We start from the raw sequence: 17,788 nt of genomic DNA, 5'->3' as shown, positions 1-17,788 counted from the left end.
CGCCGTCGTGACAGGGGCCTGAAGATCTGGCACCTCGCCCATGGCAGCCGCGCCGCTGAGGGACCTGCGTTGAGCACAGGTCCCTCCGATGTGCTCGGCAATGGAGGACCCCATGCGGCCCCGAACTTCGGGGACTGCTGACCACCGGAGCTATCGGGCCGCCACGTCGACCACGAGGGGCAGATGATCCGAGGCCACCTTCGTGTCGTCCTTTCGAAGGCCATGCGCACCGAGGGTGGACGCAGACAGTGCTGGGGTGTACAGCACAAACTCGTGAATCACCTCAAGCACGCTGTCGGACACGTACGCGTAGTCGAGGCGGCCCGGCGGAAACGAGCTTTCCGCATTGATCCAGGTCGTGTGCATCGGGGTCGCGGTCTGACGGGGATTGGTGTCGAGAAGTGCGGATCCGTCCCAGTCCGGCGCGGCGGAGGGCCCGAAGCGATCGGTGTTGACGATTTCACCGGTCCGGAGTGTCCGTGGCTGCTGTGCGCTCCCGACGAAGTTCATGTCCCCGATGACGACAATTGGCGTTTCGGGGGGTACCTCAAGAGGCCCCTCCCCCTGCTTCACCTTTCGGATGAAGGCCACGACTCCGTCCACGACCCGCTGTCGCTGCACATCGCTGGAAGGCTCTCCGTCTTCGGGGCCGTAGGTGCAGCAGGGCGGATGCATGTTGACGACGAGGAGGTCGGTGCCCAGGGCCGCCTTCGCGTCGAGGAGAAACGCCCCACTCCGATAGTCTTTATATCCGGGAATGGCGTGCGTGTCGAGGATTGGATAGCGGCTCCCAAGGACGAGGTCGCTCCCACGTTTCGCCCACTCCCACTTGCTCGACAGCCCCAACTCGTCCTCAACCGAGTCTGTCTGCGCCGCCGTTTGCGCATAAACTTCCTGAAATGCAATCACGTCCGGCCCTGCGGCCCGGAAGATTCGCCGGAAGCTCGGCTGCCGCTCCGCCGAAAAGATAGCACTTCGATTCTCCTCAAAGTTGTTTACCGAATTGTACGAAAGCAGGCGCACGTCCGACGCAGCGGGCCGGTCGATGGTGGGCTCCTCCAGCGTGGTCTCCGCGTCCGACAGCACGTACCCGACTCCCCCATTGGCATCCGGGAGGCGGTCCCCAGTGTTCGACAGGGCAATCCGAAGGCTGTCGCCAGGGAACAGTGGCGCTGAGCCGATTGGCGTCGCCGAACGCTCCAGCGCAATCTCGAACGTCTCGGATCGTACCGTTGGGAGGGACGTGAGTCCGATGTCGGCGTGGTTCACGTCCTGGGACGTCTCTCCACGAACCACCTGTCCGGAGCGCTCCCCAAACGTCCACGTGAGTTCGGCCCCAATGCCCAGCGCTTGGCTTCCAGTCGTTGGATCGTTGTCGGTGTCAAGGTGAAGCGTCAGCGCGTTTTCTTCCTGAAGGTTGATGCGCTGGCCGACATCAATCCGCAGAAAAAGATAGCGGGCGCTGTGGGCGACCTGCAGACGCTCGATGTCAAGCGGGACCCCTTCTTCCTCCTTGTCGGCGTGACGGACGGAGAGGCCCTTCCAGTCCGTTCCACTCTCGTCGACGTAGATCCGAGCCGCCTGCGTCGCGTACCCATTTACCGGACTAGGAATCGCCTTTTCTCCTTCGTTAGGACCATTTCCCGCCCCGTTCATTCCCCCGCACCCACCAATCACGAGGGCGAGAGCGAGGACAGCAGCACACAACTCGTGGACGGACATGGAGGGAACGGGCCTTCGAGGGGATCATGAAATGACTCCGGGACTGCGGTGTATCGAAGCGTCCCGGATGATGTTGCTCGTCCTTCCGTCGCGAGTACGGGAGGGCTGGCTCTCTTGGCCTGTTCTTCGTTCTAGCGTCTCTTCTATGCACGTCCTTTGGCTCGCCCGCCACGCCAACCGCCAGGACTTCGCCAATCCGGACTGGGCCGCCACCGCCGACCGTCCGCACGACCCCGGTCTATCGGACGACGGCGTCGGGCAGGCCAGGAAGCTGGGACGCCGCACGACGCAGCTCGACATCGACCGGGTCGTCGCATCTCCGTTCCTCCGTACCGTAGAGACGGCCCACCACGCAGCGGAGGCGCTCAACGATCCGCTGTTCCTGGAGCCCGGCCTCGGCGAGTGGCTCAACGAGGACTGGTTCGAAGCGCCCCCCAGCACGAGATCTGTTCCGACCCTCACGGACCGATTTCCTCGCATCGATCCGAGTCACGCCACGTGCCGCGAGCCTACCTTCCCCGAGTCCCGACACCGGGCACTGGCCCGCCTCGGGGCGACGGCGAAGTGCCTCGTCGAACGGTATGCGGACGAGACGCTGCTCCTAGTGGGCCACGGCATCACTGTGCAGGGCGTCCTCCACGGCCTCGTGGGGAGCCACGTGCCCGATCCCGGCTGTCCCCTCGCGAGCCTCACGAAGGTGGTGGGCGACGGGGAGACGTGGACCGTCGAGCTCCGCAACGACACGAGCCACCTCGAAAATGGCGCCCGCGCGGCCGACCGGCTGGCGTAGGCCCGGCTGGACGCTGGGGGTCCGTTCCTTCCACCCCGCCGGCACGGTCTGCCGCTCCGGCACCAGCTCGTAGCCCGCTACGGCCGTCGCGGTCCTGGAGGAACCGCCGAAGTCCGTCGCGGGATGTTCGTCGACGGGCTCCTGCTCCGCCGCCATGATGTCCTCCAGCTTCGGGAAGCACGGGTTGTGCATATCGTTTGAGCAGGTGACGAGGCACGGAGGGGGGAGCCCAATCATCTCAGTCCCCCCATCGCCCTGCCGCTCCACGACGAGCCCGTCCCTGTCCATCCGAATGCCAACGCCGCTGGCCACGCACGGTAGGTCATGCAGCGCGGCGAGGGGAACTGCTAGTTGCGCGACAGTCGGAACAGGAAGCGGCTTCTGAGACAGTGAGACCGTTACTCTGGTACCGAGCAGCCCGAGCTCGCTTCCGAGGTGAGGGCTGTCCCCCTGTTTCCCACCCGTCAGTCTGGCCGTTCTGGTCCCGGTACAGGCTCTCTTGGCCGGCTCGACAGAACAGTCCGCGTCTCTGGCCTCGCTTTCTGCGTAGAACCAACCCGGTCTACACAGGGCTATGCCGAACACTTCTGCCCTCTGCCAATTGGCACGCACAAATTGTCCCCACCTGGGGCTCCTACATTCTTCTCTACAACCAAGATACCTGCCATGAACGCAAGCACACTGGAAAGAAAAGCACGCTACAGCCTCAAGATCCTGGTGCCGGTATTGACAACCGCGCTTCTTCTGGCCGGCTGTTCCGGGGACAGCGGGAACTCAGCCTCGTCCTCGAGTTCGCAACAGGAAAGCCCACAGGCCCAACAGCAGCAGGGTCAGCCCGATCAGGGATCGAGGCTGAACAGGCAGCCCCTGTCCGCCTCCGACGTCAGCAAGGACCAACTCCAAAAGGCGGCCCAGATTGCCGTGTCGACACAGATGGCTACCCGACAGGACCGCATGAAGATGCGGAAAGACATGCGGAAGAAATATGGAAATCCCAAGGAAATGGACTCCACCCAGAAGGCCAAGGCCCGAAAGGAAATGCGTCGCCGACAGATGGAGATGCGGAAGAAGCAGAAGAAAATTATTCAGGAGCAGGCCAAAAAGGTTGGCATGGATCCGCAGATGTTCCGAAGGATCATGCGCTCGGCTCGGAAGGACTCGACCTTGAAGAAGCAGCTTCAGACGGCGATGAAGACGCAGATGAGGGAGCGAATGGGGAAAATGAAGAAGCAGATGAAGAGGAAACAGAATCCGAACCCGCAAAACCAGTAGCACTGGGCCCTCGATCCTGCGGATCGAAAGCGCTTGGGCGCTCGGCCTCTCTAGTTCGCCCCTGACTCGTCGGGGACCTCCAGGTCGTCGGAGATCGTCATCCGGTCGTCCAGGGTTGTTTTGGGAACGGTCCTGAGACGAGTGGTTGCCGTCTCGGTTCTGTCCGGCTCTCTCAACCGCTCGGTCCGGTGCCCAACCTCTCATTCTGAGGTTGTGGGCCGCGATCCGGTTTCCTGGGCCCAGTCTCCGCAACAGCTTCGGGGACGGCTTGAGATTGACGTCCTCCCGGAGACAGAGGATCTCGATCGTTGCTTCGCCGAGGTCGGCGTTGAACGGGTCTTTTTGCCGGAACATTACCCAGTTGCTCCTGCCTTCCGGGCTCGAGTTCGGGACTTAGCGACTAGCTTCGGATCGATCCCGACGCCTCGGGCACCGTATCGCCTGGCGGCGGTGATCGGGACATAAGGGGGCATCTCTGTCGAGGGCGTCGGCCGGGGGTACACCAGCGGAGACGGGGAAGAGGAATCGGAAATTTGGACCTTGCCGCGCTGGGGAAAAGGCCCCCGACCAGGAGCAGGGTGTCAGCCGTAGGAGCGAGAAGCCGGGGGAGAAGGCGACTTACGGCAGGGGGTGAAGGGGCCTTGAAAAGCGTTTTCGGCCCCACTAGCAGGCAGGGAAGGCCCCCGTCGGAGCTAAGCCGCTCTTCGTGGCAGGATTCCACCACGGCGGAGCCGGGATTGTTGGGGGGTGCGGGCTTTCCCTGTACGAGATCACGGGTGAAGTGTATTCACTGGGCCGACCGGCACGAGAACCTTTCGGCCGGTCCTGCTTTTTCGGGCTTTCATACCGGAAGGACGCCCGCCTCCCGCGTCAGATCCGTCCATGCTTTCCATTCTGTCACTTCCCACCGCATGAGGGAGCCTGTGGTACCCTTTCGTCCCTGAGAGTCCTCCCGCGTCTCTTCCTTCCACTCGGCCGGAGGACTTGTTGCGGTGTTTTCCCGATTTCGGGTGTGCGGATCCGGCACCACCGAGTTGCGTCTTACGGGCTGCTCCCTCAAATTCGTATCTGAACGATACCCATTTCCTGACTCTCCCCCTGTGTCTATGGCCGAAACGCTGACCACCGTCTCCACCGATACGTTCGCCGTGCAGGTGAGCGATCCCTCCCACGCGATCCTCGACGTCCGCCCCATCGCGGCGTACAATGGCTGGTCCCTTCAAGGTGAAACACGCGGCGGACACGTGCCGGGCGCCAAGAGCCTGCCCCTCCAGTGGACGCAGTACATGGACTGGGTGGAGGTGCTCGACGAGAAAAATCTGTCCGCGGAGACGCCCATCACCGTCTACGGCGGCTCCCAGAACGACGCCGCGGAGATGGCCGATAAGCTTGCCCGGCTCGGATTCGAGGCCGTGAGGGTGTACGGCGCGTTTCGGGACGAGTGGGTCCCCAACCCGGACCGCCCGCTACGGCGGCTGGCGCGCTACCAGCAGCTTGTTTATCCGGCGTGGGTCCAGGCCCTCCTCTCCGGAGACGAGCCTGCTGGGATGAAGGGCGACGACTTTGTGCTCTGCCACGCTCATTTCGATTACCGGCAGGACTACGAGAACGGCCACATTCCCGGCGCCATTCCCCTGAATACGAACGACCTGGAGTCGCCCGAAACCTGGAATCGCCGTCGCCCGGAGAAGCTGAAGGCGGCCCTTGAGGCCCACGGCATCCGGCACGACACGACCGTCGTGCTGTACGGGCGGTTCTCGTACCCCACCTACGACCAGGACTATCCCGCCCAGAGCGCGGGGCACCTCGGGGCCATGCGGTGCGCGGCGCTCATGCTCTACGCCGGGGTCGAGGACGTTAAGATCCTCAACGGGGGCATTAGCACCTGGGAGTCGGCCGGCTACGAGACGTCCACCGACGACGTAGCCCCCGACCCGGTCGACGACTTCGGGGTCGAGGTGCCGGCCCGTCCGGAATACATGCTGGACCTGGAGGACGCCCGGGCGCTCCTGGAGGCCGACGACGGGGACCTCGTGAGCGTCCGCAGCTGGGCGGAGTTCATCGGGGAACGGAGCGGCTACCACTACATCGACAAGACAGGCCGCATTCCGGGGGCCGTGTTCGGCAACTGCGGGAGCGACGCCTACCACATGGAGAACTACCGCAATTTCGATTACACCACACGGGAGTTTCCGGAGATCGCTGAGAAGTGGGCGGCGGAGGGCATCACGCCCGACAAGCACATCGCCTTCTACTGCGGCACGGGCTGGCGGGGCAGCGAGGCGTTCATAAACGCGTACCTGATGGGCTGGCCGAACATTTCGGTTTACGACGGCGGGTGGTACGAGTGGAGCAACCATCCTGCCACGGAGACCGCTACTGGGGTGCCCGAGTGAAGCGTGGAGGCCTGGACGTGTGGAAGCACGGAAGCGTGGACGCTTGGAGGCATGGATGCCTGAAGGCGAACATGCTGCTTCCACGCATCCGCGGCATCCATGCCCCCAGAGCCTGCAGCCGACGTGGAAAATCCGTCCCGGTTGTGCATACGTGTACAATGACTGCGCACAGCCTCCCCTCCGAGCCGCCCCCAGCCCCATTCCCGACCCCGACGCCTTCGCCGAACAGAAGCAACTCGTCGAGGCCGCGATCCGGCTCGACGCGGAATTGGACCGGTCGCCCACCGTATCGGACGTGTGTGCGGAGGCAGGCATCGACGAGACGGCGTTCGAGGAACACTTCGAAACGGTCGAGGCGCTCCGACCAGCGTTCTACGACCTCACGCTGGTGCAGTACCGGATGCTCACGGAGGCCACGACCGGCTACGAAGACTTCTCCTTCGAGGAGCGCCTGGCGTCCTTCTTCTACATCCTGCTCGACGCGCTCGGGGAGCAGCGGAGGTTTGTTCAGGAGACCTTCGACACCCGAGTGCGCTACCGATCATCGTTCCGGGCCGAGGTGCGGGGCACGCTCCGCGACCTCCTGACAGACGAGGACGTGGTCCCGAACACGAACCAACTCGTGACGGGGCTGTGGCCGGTGCACGAGGTGCTGACCGCGGTGACGTTCGCCGTGGTCCGCCACTGGATCCGCGACGAGACGGACGACCAGGAGGCCACCACCGCGCTCGTCGACAAGCTCGTTGCATTCGTGGCTGAACTGGTCACGTTCGGGGGCGTGTCACGGGGCGTCGACTTGGCCTGGCACCTCGTGCAGCACGACTCGCTGGGGCTGGGGCGACTGCCGGTGGTGGGGCGGTTCTTTTCCCGAAGGTGATGCTCACCTCCGGTACAAGTTGCCCACATCCAGCGAGTCGTATTGCGTAGTTCGTATTGCGTAATTGCTCCGATACGCACCACGCAATACGCAATACTTCGGTCGGTGGGGCCGTTCACCGATTTTGCGTACCACTCCTCCACACGGCACTCCTGCAATGAGTTCAGACGACGCTTCCGAGGATTTTCCCGCTTCGAAGCTCGAACGGAGCGGCCTGTTTGCCAAAACCGGGCTGAAGGTCGGGAAGAACTACGCCGAATATCTCATGGACCGGGCCACCGGCGCGGACGATCCGGAGGCGCGGAAGCGGGAGCTCAACACCCAGAATGCCCGCGACCTCTTCAAAGAGTTTACGCGGCTCCGGGGGACGGCGCTCAAGCTCGCGCAGTCGATGAGTATGGACACCGGCCTCCTGCCGGACGAGTTTATGGACGTGATGGCGGAGGCGCAGTACAGCGTCCCCCCGATGAACAAGGCGCTGGTGCGCAAGCGCATCCGGGACGGGCTGGGGCGCTTTCCGGAGCTGCTCTTCGACGCGTTCGAGCCGGAGGCGATGGCCGCCGCGTCGCTCGGGCAGGTGCACCGGGCCCGGCTCGACGACGGGCGCACGGTGGCGGTAAAGGTGCAGTACCCGAACGTGCGGGAAACGATCGAGTCGGACCTCGCCGTGGCCCGGACCTTATTCGAGCGCCTGGTTGAGGGCGAGGACCTCGACGACCACTTCGAGGAGGTGAAGGCCCGCCTCCAAGAGGAGACGGACTACCTCAACGAGGCCGAGAACATCCACCACTTCGCCGACCAGTACGATGGCGACAAGCTCGTCATTCCCCGTCCGGTCCACGACCTGACGTCCGAGATGGTCCTCACGATGACCTACGTGGAGGGTCAGCATCTCGATGCGTTCCTGGACACTGACCCCGACCAGGAGCGGCGCGACCACTTCGGCCAGCGTCTCTGGGACTTTCTCCACGAGCAGGTGGCGAGCAACGCCCGCACGCTCCACGCCGACACGCACCCCGGCAACTTCCTCTTCCGCGACGACGGGCGGCTCGGCGTGATCGACTTCGGCTGCGTGAAGACCTTTCCGCAGCCGTTCCGCGACGACATGCTGCGCCTCTACCGCGCTCGCATGGCGGACGACGAGGACGAGATCACGCGCCTGCTGTATGCGCTCGACATCCTCCGCGACGACCTGCCGCAGGACACCCAGGACGAACTGCGCCAATTCTTCGACCGGTACGGCTCGCTCATCGTGGAGCCGTATCGCCAGTCTACGTTCGACTTTGGGGCCCCTGGCTTCCGCGAGCGCCTGCAGGACTCCTTCGAAGCGGCCTCGCAGCTCCGCGCCGCCACCGGCTCCCCGCACTTCATCTTTCTGAACAAGGCGCTGGTCGGCCTCCTCAACTTGCTCACCCGGCTGGACGCCCGCGTGGACACGACGGGGAGCGTGTCGCTGCTCAACGAGGCGCTGGCGGATCTGGGATGTGCTCCGGTCGGCAAATGAGACTTCCTCGGGTCACTGGGGCACGGCCATTGTAGATCCTGCAACGAAGACGGCGGACCGCGGTCGGCCGTCCGCCGTCCGCGTGAAAGCTCATCCAGGACACCGTGCTTCCCCGGCAATGATACGGCCGTACCGAAAAGATCGAGGGGGGCTGCCGTAAGAAGAAATGTCGTCTTCACCCACAGCTCCCTCTATCTCCCATGTCCGACGACCGATCGAGCGATGCGCTCCACAAAGCCGCCTTTCTGGGGCCGAAGGGCGAGAACGCCGGCGAGCTGGAACGCCTGCTCCTCGAAGTGCTGCGCGACCACGTCTTCTGGCGCCGCAATTTCCACCCGCGCGACCCGCGCCTGATCGACGAGCGCGACAAGCGCACGGAGGCGTTCGACGACATGTCCGCCCGGCTGCGGGACGAGCTCTCCCAAATCCTGGCGGAGCTGAAGCGGGCGGCCCCCCTCTATTCGCCCCGTCAGGTGGCCCACATCGTAAGCGATCCGTCGCTCCCCGCCTTCGTGGGCTACTTCGCCGGGCTCCTCTACAACCAGAACAACGTGGTGGCCGAGGTGTCGCCCGAGACGGTGCGCGAGGAGCGCGCCTACTTCACAGCGTTGGCCGAGATGGTGGGCTACCCCACGTTTCTCCCTGAGACGCTGCCTCGTGACGCCCGCACGCGACGCTCCGCCTACAGCTGGGGCCACCTCTGCAGCGGCGGCACCGTGGCGAACCTGGAGGCCCTCTGGATTGCCCGCAACATCCGGCTCTATCCGCTGGCCGTCCGCCTCGTCGCCGAAGAGACCGACACGTTCGCATCATTTGCCGACCTGGAGGTGACGACGGCCACCGGCGAGCGGACCGCCCTCCACCACCTCTCCACGTGGCGCCTGTCCAACCTGCCCATCGACGAAATCACAGACCTGCACCTGCGCATTAAGGCCGCCCTGAGCGACGGGCCGCCCGAGCGGGCCGAAGCCTTTCAGGAGGTCCTCCCGAGCGTGCGCAACGCCGGACTCGCGTCCTTCTTGCTCCGGTACAACCGGGCCTTCCCCGGCGATCCCGCCCGCCTGCCGAAGGTGCTGATTTCCCAGGCCACGCACTACTGCTGGCAAAAAAACATGGATCTCGTGGGGCTGGGGGCCGACGCGCTGGAGTCGCTACCGGTGGACGACCGCATCCGGCTCGACACCAATGCCCTCCGCGAACGTCTGCACGAGTGCATCGAAAACAAACAGCCGGTGCTCGGGGTCGTCTCTATCGTGGGCACCACCGAGGAGGGCGCGATTGATCCGCTACACGAGATCGAAGCCGTGCGGGACGAGGTCGGCGATGCGGGGCTCACGTTCTGGCACCACTGCGACGCGGCGTTCGGGGGCTATTTCTCCTCGCTGCTGCCAAAGACGGAGGACGGGGGATTCGTTCCGTCTGAGCAGTTGGACAACGACCTCGTAGGCCCCGAGGGCCTTTTGTCTGCCGACAATGCGGAGGCGCTTTCGAGCCTCCCGGACACCGACTCGATTACCATCGACCCGCACAAGTTCGGCTACGTGCCGTACCCCGCGGGCGCGGTTCTCTTCCGCGACTACCACGTTCGCGACGCCATCGCATACAAAGCGCCCTACCTCGCCGACGAGGACCAGGCGGGCTTCGGCGGCTTCCTGGGGCAGTGGACACTAGAGGGCTCCCGCCCCGGCGCCGTGGCGGTGAGCTGCTACCTGTCGCAGGCCATGGTGCCCCTCACGCCCGACGGCCACGGCCGCTTCATGCGCAACTGCATCGAGGCAAACCAGCAGCTTTTCGAGGCCCTCACGCACCGGTTTGCCGCCACGGAGGGCGATCTGGAACTGCGCCCGTTCCATCGGCCCGAGACGGTGGCCTTTTGCTTCGTCGTGGCGCCGGAGGCCGGGGTCGAGAGCGTCGCCTCGCTCAACGACTACACGAACCGCGTCTGGCAGCAAATGACCGTCGACGGCCGGGAGGACATCAACCAGTACGCGTTCCTCCTCTCTCGCACCGAGATCGACGTGGACGACTACACGCACGTCCTGAAGGACATGCTTCCCGCCGACGTGCTACGGGAGGCCGCAGGCGATGGCGAGTCGCTCACCCTCCTCCGCACCTGCCTCATGAACCCATTCCAGACCGACTGGAACGCCGACGAGGGCTCCTTCGCCGAGCAGGTGGCCGACTTCCTGTACGACGTGGCCCTGGAGGAGTACGTGGCCCACACGATGCCGCCTGTCCCCCGTCCCAACACGACCCGGCACCCCATCCTGGTGGTAGAGCAGACCCCGCGGGCGCAGGAGGGTCTCGCCCGCTACCTGGAGCACGACGAGAAGGTGGTTGCTCACTTCGATGTGCGGTCCTGCAGCGCAGCGGAGCTGAAGGACGTTGCGGACCGCCTGTCCGCCGTCCGCAACATTGTCCTCCACCTCGATCCGTCGGCCCCGTCCCAGGCGCGCCGCATCGCCCACTGGCTCGTCGCCGAGGCCGACGTAGCTCCCGAGCACCTACTCGCAGTCGCGACCAATCAGGGAGCAGACGGTGTCGACGTCACGGCCCCCCTCGCGGACCTGGGCGTGCCTCTACGGAACGTCATCCTTGAGTCGGAGCTCGCGACCAGCGCACGTCGTCTCATGTTGCAGCTGAACTCCCGACGGGACGCGACAGCAGAGCCGGTTCCTTGAGAACAGTTCGGAGCCCAAGCGTGCTGGCTGAACCCGAGGCATCTCAGGTCGTCGATGGCCCTGTTGCTCCACCTGTTCAGGGCTTGATCTCGGGGATGATCCATGATACTTTTTGGGGAGATCCTCCACAGTGAATCCTTTTGGACGAAAACCACTGCAGGGACATACGGCGTCCTCCGGCGCTCCTCGCCGCGGGACAATCTCTGCAGGATATTTGCTTCACTGTCGCGACGACCCTCAAGGAATCAGACCCACCAGATTCTCATGTTGTCTCTGTTCCACTCCACCCACCTGGATGGCCTTACGGCACTGCTGGCAATCGCGGTTCTTCTGGGAGCATGTCAGTCCGATACTACGGAAGGCGACCAGCAGGATAAGATGATGCTTCCCGAGGGCAAGCTCGCCGTGGAAGACCCCTGGGTGCGCCCCGCGTCTCGGGGAGACAGCACGACCCTCTACATGACGGTCGCGAACGGAAAATCGACCGCCGACACCCTCCTAGGAGCTCAGCAGGCCCCGGCCTACGATAGCGTCCAGATCTTCGCACTGCCCGACACTGCGGAAGGGATGGCCCAGGCACAGCCAGTTGACTCGCTGATTATCCCGGCCAAAACCCGAGTAACCCTTGTGCCCGACAGCGCCTATCTCATGCTGGACGGCCTCGGTCAATCCCTCAAGGAAGGAGGCGAACCATTCCTTGTGACCGTGGAATTTGCGCAGAGCGGCCTGCAGCAGGTTCAGGCATCCGTGCGCACCAGTCCCCCTTCGGAGGAGCAGTAGCGCTCCAGCTTCCCCGGAGCGTCCGGGCGCGGGGCGCCCTACCGGGTCAGGCGTTCAACGACACCGCGATGCTGCGGGTACGCCTCGATGAGGGCATCCGGGTCTGCCAGCTCGAAGTCCTCGAATTCGAACGCCGGGGCTGTCGTGCAACCAGCGAGGCCGTAGCCGTCGTCCGCGTCCACGGTGGCCCCGAACCAGGTTCCTGCGGGTACGACGGTGTGCAGATGCTGGCCGTCCGCCACGGCGCGGCCCAGCGTCTGGGTCTGGTGGTTTCCCTCTGCGTCGACCTGATGCAGGGTGATGGGGGCCCCCGCGTAGAAGTGCCACATTTCGTCCTGCCGGATGCGGTGCAGGGCCGAAAACGAATCGGCGGGCAGGAGGAAGTAGATGAGCGCTGCGACGTCCCGTGGCCCGTCGAAGCGGTCCGGCAATGCCGATGCTGGAACAGAGTCGTCGGTGCGGTACGTCTCGCGGTAGTAGCCGCCTTCGGGGTGGCGCTCCAGGTCGAGGTAGTCGATCCAGGCGTCAGCGGTGTCGGGCACTTGCATGTGGGCGTGTCGGCTTGGGAGCGGGGGAGTAGAGTGTAGCTGGGAGGGCCGTCGCGTCTGGAAATTGCGCCTCACGCATCACGTCTCACGCATCACGTCTCACGCATCACGTCTCACGCATCACGTCTCACATTCAAGAGCGTCAGCGATGTGTCGGGCCGTTGCTTCGAAGGGCCGAAACGTACAATCGAGTTCCTGGCGGGCACGAGTGTTGTCGTACCGGTAGGTACGCGCGGCCGTACGGGCCGTCGAACGCGTGAGGAACGGGCGCGTCCCAGTGAGGGTGGCAAATCCCTTAGCCAGTGCGCCCCCGACCCGAAGGAGCCAGGGAGGAACGGTGTAGCGCGGCGGCTCCACGCCGAACGCCTCCGCGAGCGTGCCGGTGAGGGCCTTCCAGGACAGATTTTCACTCCCCAGAAAATACCGCCGGCCCGTCTCCCCCTTTGCCATAGCAGCGCGGAGTCCCGCTGCGACATCGCGCACGTCCACCACGTTCGTCCCGCCCGGCGGTGCGGCAAGCAGCCACCCGCTCCGCGCGGCGTCCACGATGCGGCGCGTGTTGGCATCGGGCCCGCCTACCCCGAACACGAGCGACGGGTTCACGATCGTCGCATCGAGCCCCTCGGCGATGCCGCGGTGCACCTCCAGCTCGGCCCGGTGCTTGGAGCGAGCATAAGCGGACCGATGGCTTCCCCCCTGCCACGTCGTCGTCTCGTCGATCACACCGTCCGCCTCTGCGGGGCGTCCGAACGCAGCCATGCTGGAGGCGTGGACGAGACGGTCGACCCCGGCCTCCAAGGCAGCGTTCACGACGTTGGCCGTGCCGTCGGCGTTGACGCGGCGGAGGGTCTCCTCCTCCCCCGGCGCGAAGCTGACCTTGGCCGCTAGGTGGTACACCCGATCGACGCCCTGCATGGCCTCGCATAGGCTCCGGGCATAGGTCACGTCCCCCACCGCGTGTTCGACGCGGTTGGCCACGTCTCCGAGCAAATCAAGCGAAGACGTGTCGCGTCGGAAGATGCGGACGTTGGCCCCCTCGGCGGCAAGCTGGTGGGTGAGCACGGACCCGATAAATCCGGTCGCCCCCGTCACGAGAATCGTTCCGGTGGTGGCCATGAGTGGTGGCAGGTCTCCAGTGTGTGGATTTACGCCGTGTCGACTTCGATGAGCAGCGCCGCGTCGCCGACGGCATCGCCCCTCGTAGCGCGGAGGGCGTGCACCCCTTCTCCCAGGGGCACCGTCAGCTCGATCTCCATCTTCGTGGCCTCCAGTACCAGGAGCACCTCGAAGGTGGGTTCCTTCGCCTCGCCGTTCACGATCAACCGATCGTCCCGACGTGCGACGTCGAACGCACGATCATCGACGAGCGCGCGGCGGACGTGGCCGTCTGAGGCGCCCATGAGGAGGAAGCGGGCGGGACGAAAAGGGCAAGTCCGCAACACAAACTCTTTCCCACAGTCATAGTTTTTCGTACCCACGGCAGCGGTCGGCCCTCGCATAATCTACAGTCCCGTGCCCAACGACCTTCCCCTCACCCCCGATCTTCTGCTCCGCACCTACGCCAGCGGCATCTTTCCGATGGGCAGTGAGGACACCGGCGGGGTGCACTGGCACGCTCCGGATCCCCGGGCCCACCTTCCACTCGACGACCCCCACGTGCCCCACAATCTCCGGCGACGGGTCCGTCGGCGTGAGTTCGCGGTGACAGCCGATCGCGACTTCGAATCCGTCATCCGCCACTGTGCGGACCGCCCCCGCACGTGGATTACGCCCCGCATCGTCCGGGTATACACCGCTCTGCACGAGCGTGGCTACGCCCACAGCGTGGAGTGCTGGCAGGAGGACGAACTGGCCGGGGGGCTCTACGGAGTCGCTCTTGGGGGTGCATTTTTCGGCGAGTCGATGTTCTACCGGGTCAGCAATGCCTCGAAGGTCGCCCTCATCCACCTCGTGCGGCAGCTCCGAGCCGGCGGATTCGCGCTGCTCGACACGCAGTATTCGACCGAGCACCTGGAGCGCTTCGGCGTGACCGAAATTCCCCGATCCGCGTTCGAGGAGCGACTCGAGCAGGCCCTCAAGGTAGAGGCCTCCTGGTGGCCCCTCTCGGACCCGGAAGCGGCCGACCTGGACACCCCCGTCTCGGCGTTTGCTACCTCAGCCCCCTCCTCGTCCGGAAACGCATCGGCCCCAGACGGGTGAAACGGGATGCCTCCCCAACTGGCCCCCGATGCCCCAATCCTCCGACTTGTTCGATGCGCACACCTGCGCACTGCAGTTCGATCTTTTTGTTGGGCCTTCTTCTCGGCCTCGCTGTCGCGGGCGGATGTCAGCCGTCGGCAGAATCCCCTGCGTCCGAGGAGCGGACCGACTCGGGCCTGTCCCTGCAGGACAGCGTCCTCACGCCCCCGGATACGACCGCTACGCGCTTCGACGCAGCGATGGCGGCGGCCCTGTCGCACCGAGAGGACACTGAGTCGATTGGGGCGTTGATGCAGAACATTGGGCTGCAGTTCCGGGGTCAACCGTACCTGACGGGGACCCTCGACGCCCCCTCTACCGAAACGGTCGTCGTCCGGTTCGATGGGTTCGACTGCGTAACGTTCGTGGAGACGACGCTGGCCCTGGCTCGGAGCGCGCAGGTCGCCGATTCCTCGTATGCAGGCTTCGTCCGCCGGCTTGCCGAGCAGCGCTACCGGGACGGCGGTCCGGTGGGCTACTGCAACCGGCTGCACTACTTCACGGAGTGGCTCTCCGACAACGAAGACCGCGGGCTTGTGCGCCGGCTCGGCGAGGCCCTCGGCGGACGCCCGCTGCGCGACACGCTCGACTTTATGAGCACGCACCGGTCGGCCTACGAGCGCTTCGCCACGAACGACAGCCTGTTCGCCTGCATTCAGAAGATGGAGGCTCGCCTGAACGTCCAGCAGCGGCGCGATCCGGTGCGATACGTGCCGCAGGACTCCATCCGGGCCGTGTACGACGACCTTCGGGCTGGCGACATCGTGGCGTTTGTCTCTTCGGTCGACGGCCTCGACGTGGCCCACACGGGCCTCGTCTACGCCCCTCGGGACGAAGCAGACACCATCGGGCTGCTGCACGCATCGCTCTCCGACGGCGTCGTGGTTTCGCCCGATCTTCAACGGTACGTGCAGAAGATCGACGCCCAAATTGGTATGGTAGTGGCCCGCCCGCGACCGGTCCCCTGACAGTCCCTTCTTCCCAGGACCGCAGCCGCGGGGACATCTCTGGAGACCGTTCCCTTGCCGCATACTCCCCCGACCGTTCCCACCCCTCGACCATGCAGGACATTCAGCGCATCGGCGTGTTCACCAGCGGGGGCGATGCCCCCGGCATGAACGCCTGCCTCCGTGCCATCGTCCGCACCGCCCTCACCAACGGGCTCGAGGTGACCGGCATCCGTCGGGGGTATGAGGGCATGATCGAGGGGGACCTCGTCGAGATGGAGCGACGTTCCGTGTCCAACATCGTGCAGCTGGGCGGGACCATCCTCAAGAGTGCTCGCTCCGAGGCGTTCATGAGCGAAGAAGGGCGGCAACAGGCCGCAGAGCACCTCCGCGAGAACGGCGTCGACGCCCTGGTGGCCGTTGGGGGAGACGGGACCTTTCGGGGGGCCTCGAAGCTCAAGGAAGAACACGGCTTCGCCGTGGTGGGCTGCCCCGGCACGATTGACAACGACCTTTACGGGACCGACCAGACTATCGGGTACGACACCGCCCTGAATACGGCCATCGAAAACATCGACCGCATCCGCGACACGGCCGACGCCCACAACCGGCTCTTCCTCGTCGAGGTGATGGGCCGGGACGCCGGATTCATCGCGCTCAACTGCGGGATTGGCGGGGGGGCAGAGCTAATTCTGATCCCGGAAACCATCACGGAGATGGACGTGGTGAAGGAGCGCATCCTCTCCCTCATGTCCGCCCAGCGCCGGTCCACGATTGTTGTCGTGGCCGAGGGCGACGACCTGGGCGGGGCCCAGGGCATTGAACGGGCCTTGCGCGACGATCCGGAATTCTCCGATATTGAGCTCCGCTCGGCAATCCTGGGACACACCCAGCGGGGCGGGGCCCCCACGGCTGGCGATCGAGTCCTCGCAAGTCGCCTGGGCGTAGCCTCCGTCGAAGCGCTGCTCGACGGGCATTCGGACGTAATGGTGGGGCTTGTGAACGAAGAGGTCAAGCTCACGCCGCTGCCCAACGTGTACGGTCGCCGCAAGTCGATCGACTACGACCTGCTGAAGCTGACGCAGATTTTGAGTTGAGGGCACCTGTTTCGTCGGGGGCCTGCTGCCCGCGACCGTTTGTCCGTAATCGGCATCGTATTGCGGGGTGCGTAGTACTGCGGGGTGCGTACTGCGTAACTCTCGCTTACTCGGATCTGCCTCCCCCGCTGCACGAGATACGCACTGCGAAATACGCACTACTGCATGCCTGACAACCATCCCCCCATCGGCGAGGTCGACGGCAAGGCCGAGGCCGTCGAGGCGATGTTCGACGCCGTGGCCCCGCGGTACGACCTCCTCAACCGTGTCCTCAGCGCCGGGATCGACCGGTACTGGCGGACGCGCGCCGTTCGGATGCTGCGCGATGAGCAGCCGACCCGGGTTCTAGACATCGCGACGGGAACGGCCGACCTGGCGATCAAGATCGAGCGCACGCTTCATCCCCAGGAAACGATCGGCATCGACCTCTCGACGGAGATGCTGAGTCGGGGGCGGGAAAAAATTGAGCGGAAGGGGCTCTCGCCACGGATCTCGCTCCGAAAGGCGGACGCCGCCGATCTTCCGTTTAGGGAGACCTCGTTCGACGCAGCGTTTGTGGCGTTTGGTGTGCGCAACTTCGAAGACCTCGACGCCGGCCTCGGCGACATTCGGCGCGTGCTGCGGCCGGGCGGATCGCTCGTCGTGCTCGAGTTCAGTTCCCCCCGCACGTTTCCGATCAAACAGCTCTACGACTGGTACAGTCGCCACGTCCTCCCCCGCGTTGGCGGCCTGCTGAGCCCCGACCAGGGCGCGTACGAGTACCTGCCCAATTCGGTCGCGGCGTTTCCGGACGGGACCGACTTTCTCCAGCGCATGCAGAGCGTGGGCTTTGCCGACCTGGAGTGGAACCCGCTCACGTTCGGGATCGCCTCCTTGTACCGGGGCCGGAAGCAGGCAGAATAGCTCCTCAGAACCGCGGTCGGTGGGAAAACGTGC

15 protein-coding genes are annotated in these 17,788 nt (G+C 65.0%); 11 read left to right on the top strand and 4 right to left on the bottom strand.

Going from position 1 to position 17,788, the window contains the following annotated elements:
• Positions 1–150: 150 nt before the first annotated feature.
• Complete coding sequence (locus tag ABEL04_RS10375) at positions 151–1,722, bottom strand: endonuclease/exonuclease/phosphatase family protein (protein ID WP_375802321.1); 1,572 nt, start codon at positions 1,720–1,722, stop codon at positions 151–153.
• A 145-nt stretch (positions 1,723–1,867) separates the two neighbouring features.
• Between ABEL04_RS10375 and ABEL04_RS10370 the strand changes: the two genes are divergently transcribed.
• The 7 genes from ABEL04_RS10370 (at position 1,868) to ABEL04_RS10340 (ending at position 12,022) form a co-directional block, all read left to right on the top strand.
• Positions 1,868–2,512: a histidine phosphatase family protein gene (locus ABEL04_RS10370; RefSeq protein WP_375802320.1), complete on the top strand. Its 645-nt coding sequence runs from the start codon at positions 1,868–1,870 to the stop codon at positions 2,510–2,512.
• Positions 2,513–3,178: 666 nt separating this feature from the next.
• Entirely contained in the window at positions 3,179–3,784 is a 606-nt protein-coding gene (locus ABEL04_RS10365) for a hypothetical protein (protein ID WP_375802319.1), read from the top strand.
• 1,106 nt (positions 3,785–4,890) lie between these two features.
• Complete coding sequence (locus ABEL04_RS10360) at positions 4,891–6,180, top strand: sulfurtransferase (RefSeq protein ID WP_375802318.1); 1,290 nt, start codon at positions 4,891–4,893, stop codon at positions 6,178–6,180.
• A 151-nt stretch (positions 6,181–6,331) separates the two neighbouring features.
• Positions 6,332–7,057, top strand: a complete 726-nt coding sequence (locus tag ABEL04_RS10355; RefSeq protein ID WP_375802317.1) for a hypothetical protein — start codon at positions 6,332–6,334, stop codon at positions 7,055–7,057.
• A 157-nt stretch (positions 7,058–7,214) separates the two neighbouring features.
• The gene (locus ABEL04_RS10350) at positions 7,215–8,561 is read left to right on the top strand and encodes an ABC1 kinase family protein (RefSeq protein WP_375802316.1); all 1,347 of its coding nucleotides are present in this window, start codon (positions 7,215–7,217) and stop codon (positions 8,559–8,561) included.
• A 200-nt stretch (positions 8,562–8,761) separates the two neighbouring features.
• The gene (locus ABEL04_RS10345) at positions 8,762–11,242 is read left to right on the top strand and encodes a pyridoxal phosphate-dependent decarboxylase family protein (RefSeq protein WP_375802315.1); all 2,481 of its coding nucleotides are present in this window, start codon (positions 8,762–8,764) and stop codon (positions 11,240–11,242) included.
• Positions 11,243–11,506: 264 nt separating this feature from the next.
• A complete protein-coding gene (locus tag ABEL04_RS10340; protein ID WP_375802314.1) occupies positions 11,507–12,022 on the top strand; it encodes a copper chaperone PCu(A)C in 516 nt (171 codons plus the stop codon).
• Positions 12,023–12,060: 38 nt separating this feature from the next.
• On the opposite strand, the gene ABEL04_RS10335 is transcribed toward ABEL04_RS10340, so the two are convergent.
• The 3 genes from ABEL04_RS10335 to ABEL04_RS10325 all read right to left on the bottom strand — a co-directional run bounded on the left by ABEL04_RS10335 (position 12,061) and on the right by ABEL04_RS10325 (position 13,970).
• Complete coding sequence (locus tag ABEL04_RS10335) at positions 12,061–12,570, bottom strand: cupin domain-containing protein (protein WP_375802313.1); 510 nt, start codon at positions 12,568–12,570, stop codon at positions 12,061–12,063.
• A 120-nt stretch (positions 12,571–12,690) separates the two neighbouring features.
• Positions 12,691–13,686, bottom strand: coding sequence for an SDR family oxidoreductase (locus ABEL04_RS10330; RefSeq protein ID WP_375802312.1), 996 nt, complete (start codon positions 13,684–13,686; stop codon positions 12,691–12,693).
• Positions 13,687–13,715: 29 nt separating this feature from the next.
• On the bottom strand, positions 13,716–13,970 hold the full coding sequence (locus ABEL04_RS10325; protein WP_375802311.1) for a hypothetical protein: 255 nt from the start codon (positions 13,968–13,970) through the stop codon (positions 13,716–13,718).
• 112 nt (positions 13,971–14,082) lie between these two features.
• Here ABEL04_RS10325 and aat point away from each other — a divergent pair, with 112 nt between their 5' ends.
• The 4 genes from aat (at position 14,083) to ubiE (ending at position 17,755) form a co-directional block, all read left to right on the top strand.
• Positions 14,083–14,769, top strand: a complete 687-nt coding sequence (aat, locus tag ABEL04_RS10320) for a leucyl/phenylalanyl-tRNA--protein transferase (protein ID WP_375802310.1) — start codon at positions 14,083–14,085, stop codon at positions 14,767–14,769.
• Between the two features lie 53 nt (positions 14,770–14,822).
• Complete coding sequence (locus tag ABEL04_RS10315; RefSeq protein WP_375802309.1) at positions 14,823–15,776, top strand: N-acetylmuramoyl-L-alanine amidase-like domain-containing protein; 954 nt, start codon at positions 14,823–14,825, stop codon at positions 15,774–15,776.
• A 92-nt stretch (positions 15,777–15,868) separates the two neighbouring features.
• Positions 15,869–16,852: a 6-phosphofructokinase gene (gene pfkA / locus ABEL04_RS10310; RefSeq protein WP_375802308.1), complete on the top strand. Its 984-nt coding sequence runs from the start codon at positions 15,869–15,871 to the stop codon at positions 16,850–16,852.
• Between the two features lie 165 nt (positions 16,853–17,017).
• A complete protein-coding gene (ubiE, locus tag ABEL04_RS10305) occupies positions 17,018–17,755 on the top strand; it encodes a bifunctional demethylmenaquinone methyltransferase/2-methoxy-6-polyprenyl-1,4-benzoquinol methylase UbiE (protein ID WP_375802307.1) in 738 nt (245 codons plus the stop codon).
• Positions 17,756–17,788: the final 33 nt, after the last annotated feature.

The sequence above is a fragment of the Salinibacter sp. genome, assembly GCF_042218895.1.
In the GTDB taxonomy this organism is placed as follows: Bacteria; Bacteroidota; Rhodothermia; order Rhodothermales; family Salinibacteraceae; genus Salinibacter.
The sequence above is the reverse complement of the archived record's forward strand: the minus strand, read 5'-3'. Positions and strand labels throughout refer to the sequence as shown.

Excerpts from the sequence above, each read along its gene's own strand:
- ABEL04_RS10375 (WP_375802321.1), bottom strand. The coding sequence starts at position 1,722 with ATGTCCGTCCACGAGTTGTGTGCTGCTGTCCTCGCTCTCGCCCTCGTG.
- ABEL04_RS10370 (WP_375802320.1), top strand. The coding sequence starts at position 1,868 with ATGCACGTCCTTTGGCTCGCCCGCCACGCCAACCGCCAGGACTTCGCC.
- ABEL04_RS10365 (WP_375802319.1), top strand. The coding sequence starts at position 3,179 with ATGAACGCAAGCACACTGGAAAGAAAAGCACGCTACAGCCTCAAGATC.
- ABEL04_RS10360 (WP_375802318.1), top strand. The coding sequence starts at position 4,891 with ATGGCCGAAACGCTGACCACCGTCTCCACCGATACGTTCGCCGTGCAG.
- ABEL04_RS10350 (WP_375802316.1), top strand. The coding sequence starts at position 7,215 with ATGAGTTCAGACGACGCTTCCGAGGATTTTCCCGCTTCGAAGCTCGAA.
- ABEL04_RS10345 (WP_375802315.1), top strand. The coding sequence starts at position 8,762 with ATGTCCGACGACCGATCGAGCGATGCGCTCCACAAAGCCGCCTTTCTG.
- ABEL04_RS10340 (WP_375802314.1), top strand. The coding sequence starts at position 11,507 with ATGTTGTCTCTGTTCCACTCCACCCACCTGGATGGCCTTACGGCACTG.
- ABEL04_RS10335 (WP_375802313.1), bottom strand. The coding sequence starts at position 12,570 with ATGCAAGTGCCCGACACCGCTGACGCCTGGATCGACTACCTCGACCTG.
- ABEL04_RS10330 (WP_375802312.1), bottom strand. The coding sequence starts at position 13,686 with ATGGCCACCACCGGAACGATTCTCGTGACGGGGGCGACCGGATTTATC.
- ABEL04_RS10325 (WP_375802311.1), bottom strand. The coding sequence starts at position 13,970 with ATGGGCGCCTCAGACGGCCACGTCCGCCGCGCGCTCGTCGATGATCGT.
- ABEL04_RS10315 (WP_375802309.1), top strand. The coding sequence starts at position 14,823 with ATGCGCACACCTGCGCACTGCAGTTCGATCTTTTTGTTGGGCCTTCTT.
- pfkA (WP_375802308.1), top strand. The coding sequence starts at position 15,869 with ATGCAGGACATTCAGCGCATCGGCGTGTTCACCAGCGGGGGCGATGCC.
- ubiE (WP_375802307.1), top strand. The coding sequence starts at position 17,018 with ATGCCTGACAACCATCCCCCCATCGGCGAGGTCGACGGCAAGGCCGAG.